Genomic DNA, 19631 nt, shown 5'->3' with positions numbered 1-19631 from the left:
ACAGTTAGAGGAGAGCGACTAAGTGGGTATTAATATGTTTCCCTCTGATTGGAAAGTGTCATCGCACACGCGCTTGCAGGCGTTTCGCCGCCAGTTTCCCGAGGCGCACATATATGCGCTGGTCGATGGTGTTTTTGACGAGTCGTGTTATCCCTTGCTTAAGCGCACGCAGCATCTACGATATGAGGCGTTGTTTGCCGGTACGCCAGGTGCGAATGAAGAAACTTTGTCCATCTCGCCGCTGCTGGTTGAGTTTGACGATGCAGCTCGTTTTACTTGGGAGCGGCTGCTTGAGAAAACCAATGGTCATCCGGCACTCAGCCTGATTGTCACGCCGGAGCCGTTGAAACAACTGGCGGCCCGTTTGGCGCCATGGTGCATCGTTGACGCCGCCGACTATACGGTGGCATTGTCGTTTGCCGATACCCGCATTTTGCCGCAGCTTTTCAAGATATTGACGGCGCAGCAGTTGGGCCAGTTTTGCGGACCGGCACACCATTGGCAATATGTTACGCGTAACGGTGACTGGGGTGATTCGACCTTGCCCGGTGAGGCGCTTCCGGCGGCGGTTGGCATATCGTTAAGCGAGCAGCAATGCGCTCAACTGATGCGCGCGGCGGAAGGCGACGGTATCCTGTTCCAAGTGCGCGCGACCAGGCCTCGCTTGCTGGAACCACATACTGCCGAACATGCCCATGCCTTGGTTGAATACTGGCTGGGTTGTGCCGATCATGCGCGGCTTGAAGCACCGCCAGATCGATTTGACGTATGCATATTTGGCCTCGAAAACCCAGGCCTGGAAGCACGGTCGCAACTTGCATTCTGGCTAGCGGAACCTGCACGGGCACAAGTGCCAGCTGCATTGTTTGAAGGATGGATGGCGGAGCAATCCCCTGTTGCTGTGCCGATGTTATCAGTGGAGGCAAAGTCATGATTATCTTGTTCAGGCAGTGGCTGTGGCGAGGTATCTTGCTGGCCGCATGTTTTCCCGGCGTCGGCATGGCGGCGAGCATTCAGGCGCTGAATTATTCTTCGCGCGAAGTCAATTACATTGCGGTTGAAAATCCGGGCAATACCAACAGCGGCGGCGGTGGCGATGCGATCGATCCTTATGGCCAAGGCGGCACGATATGCTGTTTCAGCGTGCCGGAAAAATGGCATGCGGATTTGAAGGTCGTGGTGGTCTATCAGTTTTATCCAGACCCGACTCTGCATCGCGAGACGGTCAGCATCCCGCCGTATCCAAATGGGAAGGCGGGCGATATCTGGCTGATTGTCTATGAAGATGGCAGCGTGGGGGCCGTGGTGTCGCATTACGGACCGAGCCTGCCGGAATGGCCGGGGAAAATCAAAGGGTATCCGGTGCCGACGAAGGAGTATCGCGAAGAGCGCCGCAAGCAGAAACTAATGAGAGAGAGAAATAAGCTAGCTTTTACGCTGGAAAGAGGGCTGCTTTACTTAAATTCTTTGCCAGATGAGAAGGTAAAGGAGATTCAGGAAATCATTGATTTTCAGAAAAAAGTCATCCAAAGTTTGGAAGGAGATGAACCATGACTGCTTTTTTAGCCAAAAGCTATTCTGTTGACAAAAATGATCCGTCTGCCAGAGATGTTTTTTTTGATGAAGTTGATGAGTTACCAAAAATTTTAGAGTTTTTAAAGAATCGTGAGTGCCCACGTCCAGGCTTTCCTCCCTCATGCGATGCGAATTTGTTTTTCGGCTTCTTCTTTGACGGCACCAACAATAATATGAAGCGGGATGTGCCGCTTCATTGTCACAGCAACGTGGCGCGCTTGTACCGTGCATTTCCCGGCGGTAAAGATACGCATGGCAGCGAGGCCTGGCCGGACTTGGAAACAAAATACCACAACAGTTACTTTCGCACCTATGTTCCCGGAGTGGGAACACGTTTCGACGAGGTTGGCGATACGGGGGAGGGATTTAGCGCCCTCACCAGCGACCGGGCGCGCGGCCTGGCCTTCGCCTACAAGGGAGAAAATCGTATCATCTGGGCATTGGTGGAGGCACTCAATAATGTGCACAGATATTATACCGATGCTCCCTTGGTGGATGATAAGACGTTTAAAAAGGACTTCAATACGCTCAGTTTGCCCAGCAAAGTGCGGCCTTCACAGGCGCTGGTGAATGCTTTTACGCAGGCCTTGCAAAAGCTGCACAGCAATTTGCGGCCATTTGTGCCAACCGATGGGCCGGCGAAAAGCGTCAATAAAGGCAGGGTGCTCAATATCTTCGTGTCGATGTTCGGTTTCTCGCGTGGCGCGGCCGAAGCGCGCTCGTTTGCCAACTGGTTTATCTGGTTATGCAAGCTCGATGCGCAACTGACCGTTAGCAAAGGCGTCAAGGCTCGCCAGTTAAGTATGGGCACTATCGAGGTGACGTTCGACTTTATGGGCCTGTTCGATACCGTCGCTTCGGTTGGCTTGGCAGCTTCAGTGCCCCTCCCGAACAGGATGGTGGACGGACATGGTGGCTGGGCCGACACCGAAGTGTCGCTCAGAATACCCACATCACCGGGGCCAACCAAGTGCCTGCATCTGGTGTCGGCGCATGAAGTACGCCGGTCTTTTCCCTTGGACTCCGTTGCTCACCTGGGCAATATTCCCCCTAATTGCACGGAAATTGTTTTCCCCGGTGTTCATTCGGACATCGGAGGCGGCTATTTACCGCAAGAACAAGGGCGCGGTACAGATCCAAGCGGAGGTGACTTGATGTCGCGCATTACCTTGGCCACGATGTACCGGGCGGGGCGCCTGGCTGGGGTGCCGCTGAAGCTGGAAGAGGCCAGTGAAGCGACGAAGCGGGCCTTTCGCATCGATCCGCGCACAATAGCCACCTTCAATGCCTATATCGGCTTTTGCCATGCGCGGCAAGGAGCTGAGCCATCATTGCGGCTACATAGGATTATGGAATTCCAGCACATGCTGTACATACAGTGGCGCAAGAAAATGCTTGGCAAGATGGGAGATTTGCCGAATGTTAAGAATTTGGCAGCCACCTATAAAAGCGGGAAATTCGATTTTACTGATCTCACGATGGCGGACAAGGAGTTGGAGGAAGAGGTTGCGAGCTTTGAAAAATGGCGCACCGATCAGCGCACGACTGGCAGTAGAGGGCGGCCCCGTAATCCCGAATGGGAACCTATCGCCGAATTTTGGGACAAGCCGGTACCACCCGCCGAAGTAAACAACTTTTTTGAACAGTTCGTGCATGACTCGCGTGCGTGGTTCAAACCGTTGGGGAAAGACATTCCTGACTTGTGGTACGCGCTGGAATTGCTTGTGGCTCAGGAAGAGCGAGCCCGTGAATGGGAGAACGGTCCGGAGGCAGACCCTGGGAAGCCCAATCCCTATAGTTTGAGCAAGAAGGAAAAAGAGCAATTGCTGCGATACAAAGCTGTCAAAGGTACCGAAAACGAAATGGATGCGATCGAGCCGGACAAGGGTGGACGCGAGAGCAGACTTCTGGGAGGTGGCTATTTGCGTTTCCGGTCAATTTACATGGGATCGGATACCTTCAAGCCGTCAGGCGCTCAGTATGCGGGCATGCTGCCTGTTTTGCACAAGGAACAGCGCATTATCGCGATGGCCCATCATATATCTGCCAATGCCGTGGAGTCGCTGAAGATGGTGTAAGTCAAATGCCAATCCATTGAGCTACCCGTGCACTGGGTCGATAGCCGCACATTGCAGGCCTTGCTGGCAGCCTTGACTAACGCAGTCCGTGCATTTGCTGAGCCCGATCTATTTCATTCCGCCACCCCGGCTAAGGAGCTGCCCCAGCAGGGCTGGAGCCGGCAGGATATCAGCCAGGTCAGCCGATGAAGGAATCAAACTGCATGTCGAATTCCTGCAGCGCTTTCTGCGCATTCTGCATTTTCTTGCGGAATTCAGGTCCCCGTTGCAGGGCCAGGCCCACGGCCAGCACGTCGATCACGACCAGGTAGGCCAGGCGGGCGGAAATCGGGGTGTAGGGGTCGGTGTTGAAGACCAGGTCTATCGGGATCAGCACGGTCGCCAGGTCGGCCAGCGGCGTGCCCGATGGGGCCAGCACAACGACGTCGGCGCCGCCGCGGCGCGCCAGTTTCACGGAGCGCACGAGGGCGGGGCTGTTGCCGCGCTGCGAGATGGCGACCAGGCAGTCGCCGCCGCGCAGCAGGGCCGCGGCGATGCTGTGGATGTTCGGATCGCTGTAGGCGACCGTCGGCACGCCCGAGCGGAAGAACTTGTGCTGCGCGTCGGCCGCCACGATGCCCGACGTGCCCTGGCCATAGAATTCGATCTTGCTGGCGCGCGACAGGATGTCGAGCGCGCGCTGGATCGCTTCCGGGTTCAGGTTGTTGCGCAGGTCGAGCAGGGTGTTGATCGAGCGGCTGCAGATTTTATTCACCAGGTCGGCCGCCAGGTCGTCCTGCGCCGGCTGCTCGTTCGCGCCGGGCATGGCCAGGGCCAGCCCCTGCGCCAGCTTCAGCTTGAATTCATGCCAGCCGTCATAGCCCAGGGTGCGGCAAAAGCGCACCACGGTCGGTTCCGACACCTGCGCGCTTTTCGCCAGCGCCGTGATGTTCTGGCTGACCGTCTGGTTAGGCTGGTCAAGCACGGCCAGCGCGACCTTTTTCTCCGACTTGGAGAGCGAATCGAGCTGGGTGCGGATGGAATCAAGCAGCATCAGGGTAGTCTTCTGGTAGGTGTTCAGGAGTGTGGGGGTAATAGGTAAAAGGCCTGCCCATCTGCGGGCAGGCCCCTGTTTTGCCTGTTAATCCTCGGGTAATGCTTCTTCACGCCACTGCAAGCCATCGCGGCCGATCAGGGCGCTGGCGGCCGCAGGGCCCCAGGTGCCTGCCGTGTATGGAATTGGCGCGCTGTCGTTCTGTTCCCAGTTGTCGAGAATCGGCTCGACCCATTCCCAGGCCGCTTCCAGTTCGTCGCCGCGCATGAACAGGGTCAGCTGGCCGCGCAGGACGTCGAGCAGCAAACGCTCGTAGGCGTCCATGCGCGGGGTCTTGAACGATTCGCGGAAATCGAGTTCCAGTTCCGCCGGTTTCAAGCGCATGCCGTCGCCCGGGGTTTTCGCCATCAGGTTCATGCGCAAGCCTTCGTCCGGCTGCAGACGGATCACCAGGCAGTTCGGCTGGAAGCTCGACGTGGGCTGGTTGAAGATCGAGTGCGGGATCTGCTTGAAGCGCACAACGATCTCGGCCAGGCTGTCGGCCATGCGCTTGCCCGTGCGCAGGTAGAACGGCACGCCGGCCCAGCGCCAGGTGTCGATCTCGGCCTTCAGCGCAACGAAGGTCTCGGTGCGCGAATGTTCCGGCGCATCCGGCTCGTCGCGGTAGCTCGGCACGGTGGCGCCGTCGACGTGGCCGGCGCGGTACTGGCCGCGCACGATGTTTTGCGCCAGGGTGGTGGGCGTGAATTTTTTCAGCGAGCGCAGCACTTGCAGCTTTTCATCGCGCACGGCGTCCGGCGCGATCGAGGTCGGTGGTTCCATGGCGACGATGCACAGCAGTTGCAGCAAGTGGTTTTGCAGCATGTCGCGCAGCGCGCCCGAGGTGTCGTAGTAACCCATGCGGTTGCCCACGCCCAGCTTTTCGGCGATGGTGATCTGCACGTCGGAAATCCATTCGCGGCGCCACAGCGGCTCGAACAGGATATTGCCGAAGCGCAGGGCCAGCAAGTTCTGCACGGTTTCCTTGCCCAGGTAATGGTCGATACGGTAGATCTGCGATTCCTGGAACACCTTGCCCACTTCGGCGTTGATCTGCTTGGCGCTGGCCAGGTCGCGGCCCAGCGGTTTTTCCAGCACCACGCGCGAATTCGGCGTCACCAGGCCGTTGTCTTCCAGGTTGTCGCAGATCAGCGCGAACAAATGCGGCGGCGTCGCCAGGTAGTACACGCGGGTCAGGTCGGCATCGCCGCGCAGCGCTTCGACCAGCGGCGCGTACGTGGCCGCATCGCTGGCGTTGAGCGATACATACACGATGCGCGCGCAGAATTTGCTCCAGGTGGCGGCATTCAGGGTGCTGGCCTTGATATGCGGGCGCGAGTTGGTTTCCACCATTTTCAGGAAGGCATCCTGGCCGCTGTCCTGGCGGCCCACACAGATGATGCGCGCCGTCGGCGGCAAATCGTTCGCGACGTCGCGCGCATACATTGCAGGCAACAACTTGCGCATTGCTAAATCGCCGCTGCCGCCAAACAGGACCAGGTCAAAATCGGTAAGTGCCATAAGTGAGTGTCGTCGCAAAAGTAAAAGGGCCGGAGCGGGGAGGAAGCCGACCGGAAGTGCCAGTCTGTCGCTACTATAATCGGTGGTGTAAATTTACTACGTAGAACAGGCAATTGCAAGAAATTTTACTACATTCCGGCCGCCATCGTCGCCATTTTGCCCGCTATGCATGCCTGCGATGCCGGCATGGCCATTATATGCCGTTCGTCGGCCTGGGCAGGCTGTCCTGCTTTTCACGCGGCGTTTCAAAGTAACCATGGTTGCCAGGGAAATTTCTAGTTCTCCGCGTCATCATTTGCGCTGTAGCAACAGGCAAAGCAAGAAATGCTGTCAGGATCGCCGTTGGCAGCGTAAAGTAGCTTTGGAGAAAGTAAAAAACCGTATAATTCAAGCTGGAATCGATAGCAACTATTGGTTGTAAGAAATTGTACGATACACACTGCACCGCTAGCGCCGGCCATGCCCCGAACCCGCCATCCGACGTCCATGCGACGTGCAGTCCGCATTGTCCGCAGCATCAGGGGCAGGCGACTTAACTTTACAAGACGGCTCAAGGGGACACAATGAATTCAATGCAGCAAGATGTCGATGAACGCACCAGCCTGACAGGCAATAACAAATTCGAACTGTTCCTGTTCAAGCTCGGTACCAGTGATCACTCGACCAGCCGCGAACTGTTCGGCATCAATGTGTTCAAAGTCCGTGAAATCATGGAAATGCCTGCCATCACGGCGGTGGCCGGTTCGCACCCGCACATGCTGGGCGTGGTCAACATCCGTGGCCAGATCGTACCCGTGATCGACTTGCCGATGGCGGTCGGCTGCAAGAGCAGCGGCTTGAAGATCCTGATGGTGACCGAATTTGCCCGCTCGACACAGGCGTTTGCCGTGGAAGAGGTCGATGAAATCGTGCGCCTGGAATGGAACCAGGTGCTGTCGGCCGAATCGAGCGTCGGTGGCGGCCTCGTCACCAGCATCGCCCGCCTCGATGGCGATACGGACAAGACACGCCTGGCGCAAGTGCTGGACGTGGAGCAAATCCTGCGCAACGTGCTGCCGTCGGGCGATCCGGACGTGGACGAGAACAGCATCGGCCCGCAAGTGCGCTTGCCGGCCGGCGCCGTGATCCTCGCGGCCGACGATTCCTCGCTGGCCCGCTCGCTGATCGAAAAGGGCCTCGAAGCGATGGGCGTGCCTTTCATCATGACCAAGACGGGCAAGGAAGCATGGGAGCGCCTGCAGGCCATCTCGGCCCAGGCGGCCACGGAAGGCAAGACGGCGAAAGACAAGGTCGCGCTGGTGCTGACCGACCTGGAAATGCCGGAAATGGATGGCTTTACCCTGACGCGCAACATCAAGAACGATGGCCGCTTCTCCAACATCCCCGTGGTGATCCACTCGTCGCTGACGGGCTCGACCAACGAAGACCACGTCAAGGGCGTGGGCGCCGATGGGTATGTGGCGAAGTTTGTGGCGGCTGAATTGGCCGAGACGATCCGCAAGGTATTGTCGCGGTAATTCGACGCGGCCACGGTCAACACTGTTGTCGGATTACACGGGCCTTCGTCCCGCTAATCCGACCTACGCCGTTGCGCAAGAAAAAGCGCCGGACCCTCGCGGGTGCCGGCGCTTTTTCTTGCTGGCAAACGATTACGGCTGGTCCGCCACGCCTCTGGGCACGTGGCAGTCCGGTAGGTCGGATTGGCGCAGCGAAGCTGCGCGTAATCCGACGCCGCCACGGTCAACAATGGTGTCGGATTACGCCTGGTAAGCTGTTTCCGGCTGGCCCGCCACGTCCACGCGCACGGACAAGACGTGGCCCGTCAACGGGTAGTCGGCGATTTCGGTGGCCGAGCGGTTGTGGCTGGCGCTGGTGATGTACAGGGTGCGCAGGTCGGGGCCGCCGAATGTCACCATGGTGGGGCAGCGCACGGGCACGGTGATTTCGCCCAGCAAATGGCCGTCGGGGGCGAAGCGCAAGATCTTGCCGCCTTCAAACATGGCCGACCAGTAATTGCCTTCGCTGTCGACGGCCGCGCCATCGGGGCGCCCGCCGTAATCAAACGCTTTCTTGTCCGGGGAAAAACGCTGGAACGGTTGCGGCGCGGAAATGGCACCCGTGGCCGCATCGAAATCGAAGCGGTCGATGCGGTGCGTGGTGGTATCCGAGTGGTACATGGTGCGCTTGTCCGGGCTGAAACCCAGGCCGTTCGACACGGTCATGCCGCCCGACCAGATCTTGCGTACTTGTCCCTTGTCCAGCACGAACATCTCTGCAGCGTCAGCGTTGCGCGGCTCGAAAATCGTGCCGACCCAGAAGCGGCCCGCCGGATCGACCTTGCCATCGTTGAAGCGGGTGGTGCTCATGTCGAACGGTGCCGGGGCGATTTCCGCCAGGCTGCCCGTCTTCGTGTCGAGGTGGGCAAAGCCGCTGCGCAAGGCCACGATCAGGCCGCCGCCCGCATTGATGGCCAGCGCCGACGGTTCCGTCGGCATATTCCATTGCTCATGCTTGCCGCTGGCCGGGTGCAAGCGGTGCACGGCGCGGCCATCGATGTCGACCCAGTACAGGGCCGCTTCCTTGCCATGCCAAAGCGGGCATTCGCCCACTTGCATGGCTTTGTCGCTGACTACTTTGATTTCGTAAATATTCATAAACCTCAATTAAGTTAGTACGCCGCCTTGGCGGCTTTCGCCAAGGCAATCAAGCCATTGGTCGAGCTGTCGTGGTGGTCGGGACGGGCTTCGCCCGTCAGTTCGGTCTGGATTTTCTTGGCCAGCACCTTGCCCAGCTCCACGCCCCACTGGTCGAAACTGTTGACGTTCCACAAGACGCCCTGCACGAAGGTCTTGTGTTCGTACAGCGCGATCAGGGCGCCCAGGGTGGTCGGGGTCAGCTGGTCCATCAGGATGGTGTTGCTGGGGCGGTTGCCGGGGAAAGTCTTGTGCGGCACCAGCGCTTCGATCTCGCTTTCCGGCAAGCCTTGCACCTGCAAATCAAGGCGCACCTCGTCGCCCGTCTTGCCCGTCATGAAGGCTTCCGACTGGGCGAAGCAGTTGGCCAGCAGGGCGTCGTGGTGGCCCGGCAAGTCGTGCGTGGCGCGCAGGGCGGCGATGAAATCGATGGGCGTGATGTCCGTGCCCTGGTGCAGCAGCTGGAAATACGCATGTTGCGCATTCGTGCCGCAATCGCCCCAGATGACGGGACCGGTCGGCACATCGACGGGCTGGCCATCCTTGGTGACGCGCTTGCCATTGCTTTCCATGTCCAGCTGTTGCAGATAGGCGGCAAAGCGGCTCAAGTCCTGGTGATACGGCGCGATGGAAACGGAGCCGCAATCGAGGAACTGGCGGTTCCAGAAACCGACCATGGCCAGCACGACGGGCATGTTCTGTTCCAGCGGGGCCTGGCGGAAATGCTGGTCCATCGCATGCGCACCGGCGAGGAAATCGCTGAAGTATTCAAAGCCGACGGACAGGGCCACGGCCAGGCCGATCGACGACCAGACGGAGTAGCGGCCACCGACCCAGTCCCAGAACGGGAACATATTGTCCGGCGAAATGCCGAAGTCGACGATGGCTTGCGTATTGGTCGAGACGGCCACAAAATGTTGGGCCAGATCCTTTTCTTCGCCTTCGAGCAGGAACCAGGCGCGCGCCGTGTTGGCGTTGAGCATGGTTTCTGCCGTAACAAAAGTTTTCGAAGCCACGATGAACAGGGTCGTTTCCGGATCGACCTTGGACAAGGTCGCTTCCATGTCGTGACCGTCGACGTTGGAAACAAAGTGCATTTCCAGGCCCGGGTTGGCGTACGAGCGCAGGGCCAGGCACGCCATTTTCGGACCCAGGTCCGAGCCGCCGATACCGATGTTGACGATGTCGCAGATCGGTTTGCCCGTGTAGCCGAGCCAGCTGCCATTGCGCACCTTGTCCGTAAACGCCTTGACGCGTTGCAGCACATCTTGCACGTCGGCATCGATATCCTGGCCATCGACGACCAGCCTGGTGCCGCGTGGCGCGCGCAAAGCCGTATGCAGAACGGCCCGATGTTCGGTAAGATTGATTTTCTCGCCAGTGAACATGGCTTCGCGCTGCGCTTCCACGCCGCGCTCGCGGGCCAGGTCCATCAGCAGGCCCATGGCCGTGGCGTCGACGCGGTTTTTCGAATAGTCGAGCAACAGGCCGGCCGCATCGACGGTCATGCTGGAGAAGCGGGCGGGGTCGGCCGCGAACAGCTGGCGCAGATGCACTTCGCGCAGGCTGGCGCTATGCGCTTGCAGGGACTGGAAACTGGCGGTGGCGGTGATGGCAGGAGTAGGTGCTGGCTGGCGCATGGCGGTCGGCTTGGGTGCTTGTCTCGGTTGAAAGGAGCGCGGCGCGTTCGTCGTGGCGAACAGCGGATCCGGCATTGGTATGAGAATAATACATCAGAAAAACGTAATTTCACTACAGTTTGTGACGCGAAGCGGATTTTGTTGTGCTTTTTTTAGCGATGGCACGCGTGACATATAAGAGCCACGTTGACACGTGCCGGTACGCGATATTGCCCGGGTTTGCCTTGATACGCCGCAATCTGTCGCTTATTTGTGTTGCTGGCCCATGCAAGAGTGCTTCTTCCTCAGCATTTTGTAGTAAAATTTCACGAAATACTCATTTTTAAGGAAATCCATATGGCGCTGCATCCAGTAGTCGAATCCGTAACAGCGCGCATCATCGCGCGCAGCCGGCCATCGCGCGGCGCCTACCTGGCGCATCTGGATGCGGCCCGCATCCAGGGCGTGCAGCGCGGCGCCCTGTCGTGCACCAACCTGGCGCACGGCTTTGCCGCCTTTCCCGCCAACGACAAGCTGTCGCTGAAGGAATACAAGAAGCCGTCCGTGGCCATCGTTTCCTCGTACAACGACATGCTGTCGGCGCACCAGCCGTTCGAAGGCTTCCCGCAGATCATCAAGCAAGCCGTGCGCGAAGTGGGCGCAGTCGCCCAGTTTGCCGGTGGCGTGCCCGCCATGTGCGATGGCGTGACGCAAGGCCAGCCGGGCATGGAACTGTCGCTGTTTTCGCGCGACACCATCGCCATGTCGACGGCCGTGGCGCTGTCGCACAATATGTTCGACGCCGCCCTGTACCTGGGCGTGTGCGACAAGATCGTGCCGGGCCTGTTGATCGGTGCGCTGCACTTCGGCCACTTGCCGGCCGTCTTCGTGCCGGCCGGTCCGATGACGTCGGGCCTGTCGAACAAGGAAAAAGCCCAAGTGCGCCAGCTGTATGCGCAAGGCAAGGCCACGCGTGAAGACTTGCTCGAAGGCGAATCGAAAGCCTACCACGGCGCCGGCACCTGTACCTTCTACGGCACGGCGAACAGCAACCAGATGCTGATGGAAGTGATGGGCCTGCACATGCCGGGCGCCGCCTTCATCACGCCGAACACGCCGCTGCGCGATGCGCTGACTGTGGCCGCCTCCCAGCGCGCCGCCGCCATCACGGCGCAGAGCGCCAGCTATTTGCCGGTCGGCCATATCGTTGACGAGAAATGTATCGTCAACGCCGTCGTGGGCTTGCTGGCCACGGGCGGTTCGACCAACCACACCCTGCATCTGGTGGCGATCGCCAAGGCGGCCGGCATCGTCATCGACTGGAACGATTTCAACGAGCTGTCGGCCATCGTGCCGATGCTCACGCGCATCTACCCGAACGGCGACGCCGACGTGAACCATTTCCACGCGGCCGGCGGCACCGGTTACCTGATCCGCGAATTGCTGGACGCGGGCTTGCTGCACGAAGACGTCAACACCATCCTCGGCCACGGCTTGCGCGCGCACTGCATGGAGCCGTTCCTCGGCGAAGACGGCAAGGTCTTCTGGAAAGATGCACCGGCCACCAGCGCCGACGAAAACGTGCTGCGCCCGGCCTCGAATCCGTTCGCGCCGGACGGCGGCATGGTCCTGGTCGCAGGTAACCTGGGCCGCGCCGTGATGAAGGTCTCGGCCGTCAAGCCGGAGCACCGCACGGTCGAAGCGCCGGCGCTCGTGTTCAATTCGCAGGAAGATTTCATGTCCGCCTACAAGGCGGGCACCCTGGACCGCGACTTCGTCGCCGTGCTGCGCTTCCAGGGCCCGCGCGCCAACGGCATGCCGGAACTGCATGCGCTGACCCCTGCGCTGGCCAACCTGCAGGATGCGGGCCGCCACGTGGCGCTCGTTACCGATGGCCGCATGTCGGGCGCGTCGGGCAAGGTGCCGGCCGCCATCCACGTGTCGCCAGAGATTCTCGCCGGCGGCCCGCTGGGCCTCGTGCGCGACGGCGACATCATCCGTCTCGACGCCTTCACCGGCGTACTGGAAGCGCTGGTGCCGGCCGACGTCTGGCACGCGCGTTCGCTGGTGACCGCCGACCTGTCGCCGAATCATATCGGCATGGGCCGCGAGCTGTTTTCCATGTTCCGTTCCACCGTCAGCGCGGCGGAAGAGGGTGCCACCACCTTCGGCCTGCCGTCGCCGATTCCCACCACCGTCGCCTTGCACGACGCCGACAATGTCGGTGATACCGTACCGGGTTCCGATGAAGACTTTTTGGCTAGGAAATAAGAGATGACCATGACACTACTGGAAATTATGCGCACATCGAGCGTGATCCCCGTGATTGCGATCGACGATCCTGAACACGCCGTACCGCTGGCGCGCGCGCTGGTGGCGGGCGGCATCCGCGTGCTGGAAGTAACCTTGCGCACCAAGCACGGCCTGGAAGCGATCCGCGCCATGTCGGAAGTGCCGGGCGCCATCGTCGGCGTGGGTACCTTGACCCGTCCCGAGGAATTCGTGCAGGCGCGCGATGCGGGCGCCGTCTTCGGCGTGTCGCCAGGCCTGACGTCGGCCCTGGTGGCGGCGGCGAAAAGCAGCGGCTTGCCATTGCTGCCAGGCGTGATGACGCCAGGCGAAGTGATGGCGGCGCGTGAAAACGGCTTCCAGCAGCTGAAACTGTTCCCGGCCGTGCCGGCGGGCGGCATCGGCATGCTCAACGCGATCTACGGCCCGCTGCCGGACGTGACGTTCTGCCCGACGGGCGGCATCTCGCAAGAGACGGCGTCGCAGTTCCTGGCGCTGAAAAACGTCGCCTGCGTGGGCGGCTCCTGGCTGACGCCGAAAGACGCGATCGCGGCCGGCAACTGGGACCGCATCACGGAAATCGCCAAGGCGGCCAGCGGCCTTCGTTCGGTTTAAGCGGTACCCGCGCGGCAGGCTCCTACGCTTGCCGCTTCTTCCCCCTGACTCAGTGCCATGCGCGTCTTGCGCCGCCCCCTCACCATCGGCGAAACCGCCATGGCCCGCAGCGTCTTCCAGGGCGCCATCGACTACGCGCGCGTGCGCGTCGTGCGCGGCTCCTTTCTACCGTTCGGCTTGCAGGACCAGAACACGGCGATGACGCCGCGCGGCAGCCTGCACTTCATGCCGGCCCAGTACCGCGACGATTTCTCGCGCGAAGGCAACAGCGGCAAGCTGTTCTTCATCCACGAGATGGTGCATGTGTGGCAGTACCAGCTCGGCTACAGCGTGCTGCTGCATGGCGTGCTGCTGGCGCTGCGCGGCGGCTACATCGGCCAGCGCGCCTACCGCTACGATGCGCAAGCGGGCGACGTCCTGTCCGACTTCAACATGGAACAGCAGGGCGACATCATCGCCCACTACTTCGGCGCGCGCCAGCTGGGCATTCCCGCCTACGTGGCGAAGCTGCCGCAGCTGCAGGATATCCTGCAAGGCTTCCTGATCAATCCCGCCGACCGGCGCCTGCTGCCGCGCTGATGCCACTGTTACGGTGTCGTGTTCGACGCCAGGCGCACGTCCGGCGCGCGCAGGCTGGCCGCCGCATCCTTGCCCAGCAATAAACGCAGGTCGGCGCCCGCGCCGATGCCGCCGTCGTCCGCCGCTTGCAGCTGCGGCATGCCGCCCAAGGCCAGGGCCAGGGCGGCTGCCGCCTGCGCATGACCGGAGCGGTAGACGATGCTGCTGGCCTGGACGCCGTACGGCCGCTGGTTGCCCAGCCGCAGCACGCTGATGCCCATGCCGCCCAGCATGCCGCGCATGCGCGCTGCCATCCCCGTTGCGCCATTGCCGTTGATGACTTCCAGCCGTGGCAGGGTTGCCACCGGCGCCACCGGTTTTGCCGGGGCTGGCAAGGCGGCTTGCGCCGTCACAGGAGCGTCGCGCCAGCTCAGCGTGAAGATATTCGGCTGCAACTGCGTCAGCTGCAGGCGGCTGGCAGGCGCCGCTGGCGCGGGCGCCGGCGCCAGGTCGGGCACGATGGTCTCCACGGTGGCATCGATCGTGACTATGCTGCGCGCCAGCGCCGCGATGGCCAGGTCCAGATTGGCGCGCGCCGGCTGCTGGCCGTTGTCGAGCTGCAGCGACTGGCGCAGCACGCTGGCCGCCTGCGCGTAATCGCCCTGCAGGTACAGCACGTAGCCGAGGTTGTTGTAGGTCCTGGCCGTCGGCGTCTCTTGCGCCAGCGCCTGCAGCATGCCGCGCGCCGTTTCCAGCTGGCCCAGTTGCGCGTGCAGCACGGCGGCGCCATTGCGCGCGTCGGCCGAGTCGGGCGTGAGCAGCAGGGCTTCGCGGTAGGCTTCCATCGCCGCGCGCGGGTCGCCCAGTTCCTGCATGCGCTTGCCCAGCTTGCAGAAAGCGGCGCTGCGGGTGGCGGGGCTGTCATCGATGCGCGCCTGGGGCGGCGCAGCATGGTTGCTCTGAGTGGCCGGGCCGGGCAGGTGGCCGCAGGCGGGCAGCAGGCCGGCGCAGGCGAGCATGAGCATCAGGGTGGTGTGCTGTGACATGGCGGTTCTCCGGTCAGCTGCCGCTGCCCATGCTGGGCAGGAGCACGCGGTAGATTTGCAGGAACGCTGGTCCCATCAGGACGACCAGCAGCGAAGGGAAGATGAAAAAGATCAGCGGGAACAGCAGCTTGAGGGCGATCTTCGCCGCTTCTTCCTCGGCCAGTTGGCGGCGCTTGGTGCGCAGCTGGTCCGACTGCACGCGCAGCGAGGCGGCGATGCTGGTGCCGAAGCGCTCGGCCTGGATCAGCATGGCCACCAGTGCGTCGACATCCTCGACGCCCGTGCGCAGGGCCAGGTTGCGCAGCGCCCGTTCCTTGGTGTTGCCGGCGCGCAGTTCCAGCATCACCAGGTGCAATTCCTCGGCCAGCACGGCGCTTTTCAGGGCGATCTCGGCCGCCACCCTGGCCAGCGCCGCATCCATGGCCAGGCCCGCTTCCACGCACACCGTCATCAAGTCCAGCGCATCGGGAAAGCTTTCGAAGATGTCGCGCTGGCGCCGCTTGATCATTTGCGCCAGCACGATATTGGGCAGGTAGTAGCCGATGGCGGCCACGATCAGCAGCCAGAACAAGAGAGCTTTGCCGGCCATCTGGCTGCCCGAGGCGCTCAGGCCCAGGAACAGCAGCAGCGGCAGGCCGATGGCCAGCATGGTCTTGGCGGAAAAGAACAGGATGGGCGCCGATGCCTGGCGCAGGCCGGCATTCATGAAGCGCCGGCGCATCACGGAGCCTTCCCAACCCTGATCGGGCAGCGACAGTTTGGCCAGCGGGCCGCTCAGGCGCACCATGCGCGCCAGCCAGGGGCTGGGCGTGGAGGCGCCAGGCGCCGCCGCGCTCTTGCCGGTGGCGTTGTCCATGCGCTGGCGCAAGGGATCGGGGGCAAAGCTGCGCATGGCCACCAGCACGGTGCCGAAGACGGCAATGAAGAGCAGGGCGAGAAAGGCGAAATGGACGGGATTCATGAGGATTCTCCTTGCGGGCTCAGACGCGGATGCGGATGATATTGCGCATGACCAGGATGCCGCACACCATCATCACCAGTGCGCCGGCGAGCATCTTGCGTCCGCCCGGATCGACGAACAGCATTTCCAGGAATTGCGGATTGGTCAGCTGGATCATGGCCGCCGCGCCGAAGGGCAGCAGCGACAAAATCCAGGCCGACAGCTTGCCTTCGGCCGACAGCACGCGCACCTGTCCCAGCAGCTTGATGCGCTCGCGGATGATGCGGCTGATGCTGTCGAGCAGCTCGGCCAGGTTGCCGCCCGTTTCGCGCTGGATCAGTACGGCGATGACGAAGTAGCGCAAGTCCGTGCTGGGCACGCGCGTGGCCAGGTTCATCAGCGCGTCCTGCATGGCGATGCCGAAATTGACTTCATCGAAGGTGGCGCGAAATTCCACGGCCAGCGGCGCGTTCATTTCATCGCCGACCATTTTCAGGGCGGTGGGGAAGGCGTGGCCGGCACGCAGGGCGCGCGCCATCAGGTCGAGCGCATCGGGCAATTGCTGTTCGATGCGCTGCAGGCGCTTGGCCTTGGCGCGCAAGACCACCAGCAGCGGCAGCAGGGCCGCGCCGGCCACCAGCGGCAGGAGCAGCAGCCACGGCACGCTGAAGTAGCTGAGCAGCAAAAATGCGGCGCCGGCCGAGGCCAGCATCACGCCGGCGAAGCTGGCCACGCTCCAGGTCATGCCCGACTGTTCCAGCAGGCGGTCGAGCGCATGCACGCGGGGCACGCTGAGCAGCACGCGCTGCAGGGAGGGGGTGTCGCTCAGCAGGCGTTTCTTGATCATCGAGCTGCCCGCGTCGCCATGCGCGCCGGCCGACATGATGCGCAGGCGGCGCGCGACCCTTTCCGCTTCCGGGCCGCGCGAGGTGTTCCACGCCAGGTACACGCCCTCGATCAGCAGTACCACGGCGATGAAGGTGAGGATGGCGAATACGTAATAGAGATAGTCCATGATGCTCCCCTTAATGGTACTGGCGGGCGGGATCGAACAGGGTTTCCGGCAGGCTGATGCCGAAGGCGCGCAGGCGTTCCAGGAAACGCGGCCGCACGCCGCTGGCATGGAAATGTCCCTGCACCGTGCCGTCCTCGCCGATGCCCGTCTGGCGGAAGGTGAAGATTTCCTGCATGGTGATCATCTCGCCTTCCATGCCCGTGATTTCCTGAATCGACGTGACCTTGCGCTTGCCGTCCGTCAGGCGCGACACCTGCACCACCACGCTGATGGCCGAACTGATTTGCTGGCGCATGGCTTTCACGGGCAGGGCCGCGGAGGCCATGCTGATCATGTTTTCCAGCCGCGTCAGCGCGTCGCGCGGGGTGTTCGCGTGGATGGTGGCCATCGAGCCTTCATGGCCCGTGTTCATGGCGCCCAGCATGTCGAGCGCCTCGGCGCCGCGCACTTCGCCCAGGATGATGCGGTCGGGGCGCATGCGCAGCGCGTTGCGCACCAGCGCCCGCTGCGTCACTTCGCCCTTGCCCTCGATATTTGGCGGGCGCGTTTCCAGGCGCACCACGTGCGGCTGCTGCATCTGCAGTTCGGCCGCGTCCTCGATGGTGACGATGCGTTCGGCCGTGCTGATGAAGCCGGAAATCGCATTGAGCATCGTGGTCTTGCCGCTGCCCGTGCCGCCCGAGATCAGAATGTTGACCTTGGCCTTGCCCAGCGCCTGCAGCGTGGTGCTCATTTCCTCCGTGAGGCTGTGCTTGAGCAGCAGGTCGGCCAGGCGCAGGGGCTGGGCCGAAAAGCGCCGGATCGACATCACGGGGCCGTCGATGGCCAATGGCGGGATGATGGCGTTCACGCGTGAACCGTCGGGCAGGCGCGCATCGACCATGGGGCTCGATTCGTCGATGCGCCGGCCCACGCGCGAGACGATCTTGTCGATGATTTTCATCAAATGCGCGTCGTCGGTGAAGCAGACGTCGCTCAGCTCCAGGCGGCCATGGCGCTCGACATACACCTGGCGGTAGGTGTTGACGAGGATATCGGACACGCCGGGATCGGCCAGCAGCGGTTCGAGCGGGCCGAAGCCGAGCACCTCGTCCTGGATGTCGCGGATCAGCGAGCGCCGTTCCAGCTCGTTGATCACCACATTGTCTTCCGTGAGCACGTCGCTGACGAGGATTTTCAGCTCTTCGCGGATTTGCTCGCGCGACAGGCGCTGCATGCCTTCCAGGTCGACGCGGTCGAGCAGCGCCTGGTGGGTGCGGTGCTTGAGCTGCTGGTAGCTCTGGCTCGATGCGCCCTGGTGCGCGGCATCGTCATTCAGGCTGGCGTCATCCTGGGCATAGCCCAGGCGGTCCCGCAGGGTGAGTTTTTCGACAGTCATGATCGGTCTCCGGTAAATGTAGGGGATCAGGCGCGCTGTAGGGAATCAGGCGCGCGCCAGCAGCCGCGAAACCCAGCCTTGCGCGGCGGGCGGGGTTTCGCCGGCCATGCTGGCGGCCAGTTCCTGCAGGGCGCGCGAGACGGCGTTGTGCGGCGTCAGCTTGAGAATGGGCACGCCCTGGCTGACGGAGGCCGCCACCGCTTCGTAGTGGTTGGGGATGGATTTGTAGACGTGCTTGCCATACGCCGCTTCCAGGTCGGCCACGCGGATGCTGTCGCTGCTGGCATAGCGGTTCAGGATCAGGCGGATCTTGTCTTCGCGGTAGCCGAGGCCGCGGAACACGTCGAGCAGGCGCTTGCCGTCGCGCACATACGGCAACGTTGCCTGCAGTACGGGGAAAATCAGGTCGGCCCGGTCCAGCGCGCGCACGCTGACGGGATCGAGGCCGCGTCCCACGTCGAGCAGGATGTAGTCGTACTGGCTGCGCGCCAGGGTCAGCAAGCGGTCGATATGGTCGGCTTCGACGTCGGCCGCGTGGGCCGGGTCGTCGGCGGCGGCCAGCACGCTGTAGGCGGGCGTGATCTGGATCATGCTGGCGGTCAGCAGCGAAGCGTCGAGGCGCACGATCTGCTGCGACAGCTGCGACAGGGTGGTGGCCGGCTTGTGGTCCGAGACGAACAGCGCGGCGTCGCCGAACTGCAGGTTCAGGTCGAACAGCGCCACCTTGCGCTGTTCGCCGGCGGCCAGCGCGTAGCCGAGGTTGGCGGCGATGAAGGTGGCGCCGCTGCCGCCCTTGCACGAGACGAAGGCCAGCACCTGGCCCTTGCGCGTGACCTGCTTCTGCAGTTTTTCCTCGATGCGGCGCAAGGCGGCGCACAGGGCCGCGTCGTCGTCCGGCTGCAGCACTTCGCGCACGCCGGCGCGCATCGAGCGCAGCAGGAATTGCGGACTTTGCTGCGGGCATTGCACAATGATGGCCAGGTTCGGATGGCGTCCGCCCAGCAGCTCGAGCTGTTCCAGCTCCGCCTCGCCCGTCTGCTCTTGCTCCAGCAGCAGCAAGTCCGGCGTGACGCCGTTGTCGAATACATCGGGTATGCTCGCCAGCAGGGTGACGCGGTCGGCCGTGCTGCGTTCGCGCAGCAAGCGGGTCAGCCGTTTGAGCTGGGCTTCATTCTTCGAGACGATGACGATATTCACTTGGTACTCCCCGGTAAAAGTGTTCGGTAAAGGCG

16 protein-coding genes are annotated in these 19631 nt (G+C 62.2%); 7 read left to right on the top strand and 9 right to left on the bottom strand.

From position 1 onward, the window contains the following. Nucleotides 1–34 precede the first annotated feature (34 nt). From AC4BCN_RS23335 to AC4BCN_RS23325, 3 genes are read left to right on the top strand one after another with little or no spacing between them, the layout of a single operon-like run. Nucleotides 35–934: a DUF4123 domain-containing protein gene (locus AC4BCN_RS23335; protein WP_490491871.1), complete on the top strand. Its 900-nt coding sequence runs from the start codon at nucleotides 35–37 to the stop codon at nucleotides 932–934. Then, nucleotides 931–1554, top strand: coding sequence for a DUF3304 domain-containing protein (locus AC4BCN_RS23330; RefSeq protein WP_490491870.1), 624 nt, complete (start codon nucleotides 931–933; stop codon nucleotides 1552–1554). The genes AC4BCN_RS23335 and AC4BCN_RS23330 overlap by 4 nt, the downstream gene beginning before the upstream one ends. Further along, a complete protein-coding gene (locus AC4BCN_RS23325) occupies nucleotides 1551–3653 on the top strand; it encodes a T6SS phospholipase effector Tle1-like catalytic domain-containing protein (protein ID WP_490491869.1) in 2103 nt (700 codons plus the stop codon). Before AC4BCN_RS23330 ends, AC4BCN_RS23325 begins: the two co-directional genes overlap by 4 nt. Before the next feature lie 178 nt (nucleotides 3654–3831). Here AC4BCN_RS23325 and AC4BCN_RS23320 read toward each other — a convergent pair whose 3' ends face one another. Further along, on the bottom strand, nucleotides 3832–4686 hold the full coding sequence (locus AC4BCN_RS23320) for an SIS domain-containing protein (RefSeq protein WP_034750862.1): 855 nt from the start codon (nucleotides 4684–4686) through the stop codon (nucleotides 3832–3834). Between the two features lie 87 nt (nucleotides 4687–4773). Continuing rightward, the gene (gene zwf / locus AC4BCN_RS23315; RefSeq protein WP_034750861.1) at nucleotides 4774–6246 is read right to left on the bottom strand and encodes a glucose-6-phosphate dehydrogenase; all 1473 of its coding nucleotides are present in this window, start codon (nucleotides 6244–6246) and stop codon (nucleotides 4774–4776) included. Nucleotides 6247–6809: 563 nt separating this feature from the next. Here zwf and AC4BCN_RS23310 point away from each other — a divergent pair. Beyond that, a complete protein-coding gene (locus tag AC4BCN_RS23310; protein WP_034750860.1) occupies nucleotides 6810–7763 on the top strand; it encodes a chemotaxis protein in 954 nt (317 codons plus the stop codon). A gap of 240 nt (nucleotides 7764–8003) precedes the next feature. Here AC4BCN_RS23310 and AC4BCN_RS23305 read toward each other — a convergent pair whose 3' ends face one another. Beyond that, nucleotides 8004–8900 (bottom strand): SMP-30/gluconolactonase/LRE family protein, encoded by an 897-nt coding sequence (locus AC4BCN_RS23305; protein ID WP_490491868.1) that lies wholly within the window; start codon nucleotides 8898–8900, stop codon nucleotides 8004–8006. Between the two features lie 14 nt (nucleotides 8901–8914). Further along, nucleotides 8915–10579 (bottom strand): glucose-6-phosphate isomerase, encoded by a 1665-nt coding sequence (gene pgi, locus AC4BCN_RS23300; protein ID WP_490491867.1) that lies wholly within the window; start codon nucleotides 10577–10579, stop codon nucleotides 8915–8917. A 336-nt stretch (nucleotides 10580–10915) separates the two neighbouring features. On the opposite strand from pgi, the gene edd reads away from it, so the two are divergent. From edd to AC4BCN_RS23285, 3 genes are read left to right on the top strand one after another with little or no spacing between them, the layout of a single operon-like run. Then, nucleotides 10916–12829 carry a phosphogluconate dehydratase gene (gene edd / locus AC4BCN_RS23295; protein ID WP_490491866.1) on the top strand — a complete coding sequence of 638 codons (1914 nt, stop codon included), beginning with the start codon at nucleotides 10916–10918 and terminating at the stop codon, nucleotides 12827–12829. Between the two features lie 3 nt (nucleotides 12830–12832). Next, entirely contained in the window at nucleotides 12833–13462 is a 630-nt protein-coding gene (locus AC4BCN_RS23290; RefSeq protein WP_070303463.1) for a bifunctional 4-hydroxy-2-oxoglutarate aldolase/2-dehydro-3-deoxy-phosphogluconate aldolase, read from the top strand. Nucleotides 13463–13519: 57 nt separating this feature from the next. Next, a complete protein-coding gene (locus tag AC4BCN_RS23285; RefSeq protein ID WP_490491865.1) occupies nucleotides 13520–14041 on the top strand; it encodes a Rhs element Vgr protein in 522 nt (173 codons plus the stop codon). An 8-nt stretch (nucleotides 14042–14049) separates the two neighbouring features. Here AC4BCN_RS23285 and AC4BCN_RS23280 read toward each other — a convergent pair whose 3' ends face one another. From AC4BCN_RS23280 to AC4BCN_RS23260, 5 genes are read right to left on the bottom strand one after another with little or no spacing between them, the layout of a single operon-like run. Continuing rightward, the gene (locus AC4BCN_RS23280; protein WP_490491864.1) at nucleotides 14050–15066 is read right to left on the bottom strand and encodes a LytR C-terminal domain-containing protein; all 1017 of its coding nucleotides are present in this window, start codon (nucleotides 15064–15066) and stop codon (nucleotides 14050–14052) included. Nucleotides 15067–15079: 13 nt separating this feature from the next. Next, a complete protein-coding gene (locus tag AC4BCN_RS23275) occupies nucleotides 15080–16027 on the bottom strand; it encodes a type II secretion system F family protein (protein WP_490491863.1) in 948 nt (315 codons plus the stop codon). Nucleotides 16028–16046: 19 nt separating this feature from the next. After that, nucleotides 16047–17021 carry a type II secretion system F family protein gene (locus tag AC4BCN_RS23270; protein ID WP_139091497.1) on the bottom strand — a complete coding sequence of 325 codons (975 nt, stop codon included), beginning with the start codon at nucleotides 17019–17021 and terminating at the stop codon, nucleotides 16047–16049. 10 nt (nucleotides 17022–17031) lie between these two features. Then, complete coding sequence (locus AC4BCN_RS23265) at nucleotides 17032–18399, bottom strand: TadA family conjugal transfer-associated ATPase (RefSeq protein WP_034750845.1); 1368 nt, start codon at nucleotides 18397–18399, stop codon at nucleotides 17032–17034. 45 nt (nucleotides 18400–18444) lie between these two features. Continuing rightward, the gene (locus AC4BCN_RS23260; protein ID WP_128142240.1) at nucleotides 18445–19596 is read right to left on the bottom strand and encodes a CpaE/TadZ family protein; all 1152 of its coding nucleotides are present in this window, start codon (nucleotides 19594–19596) and stop codon (nucleotides 18445–18447) included. Nucleotides 19597–19631 lie beyond the last annotated feature (35 nt).

It is taken from the genome of Janthinobacterium sp. Bl 1, assembly GCF_058215535.1.
This window is presented reverse-complemented; position numbering and strand designations above follow the sequence as displayed.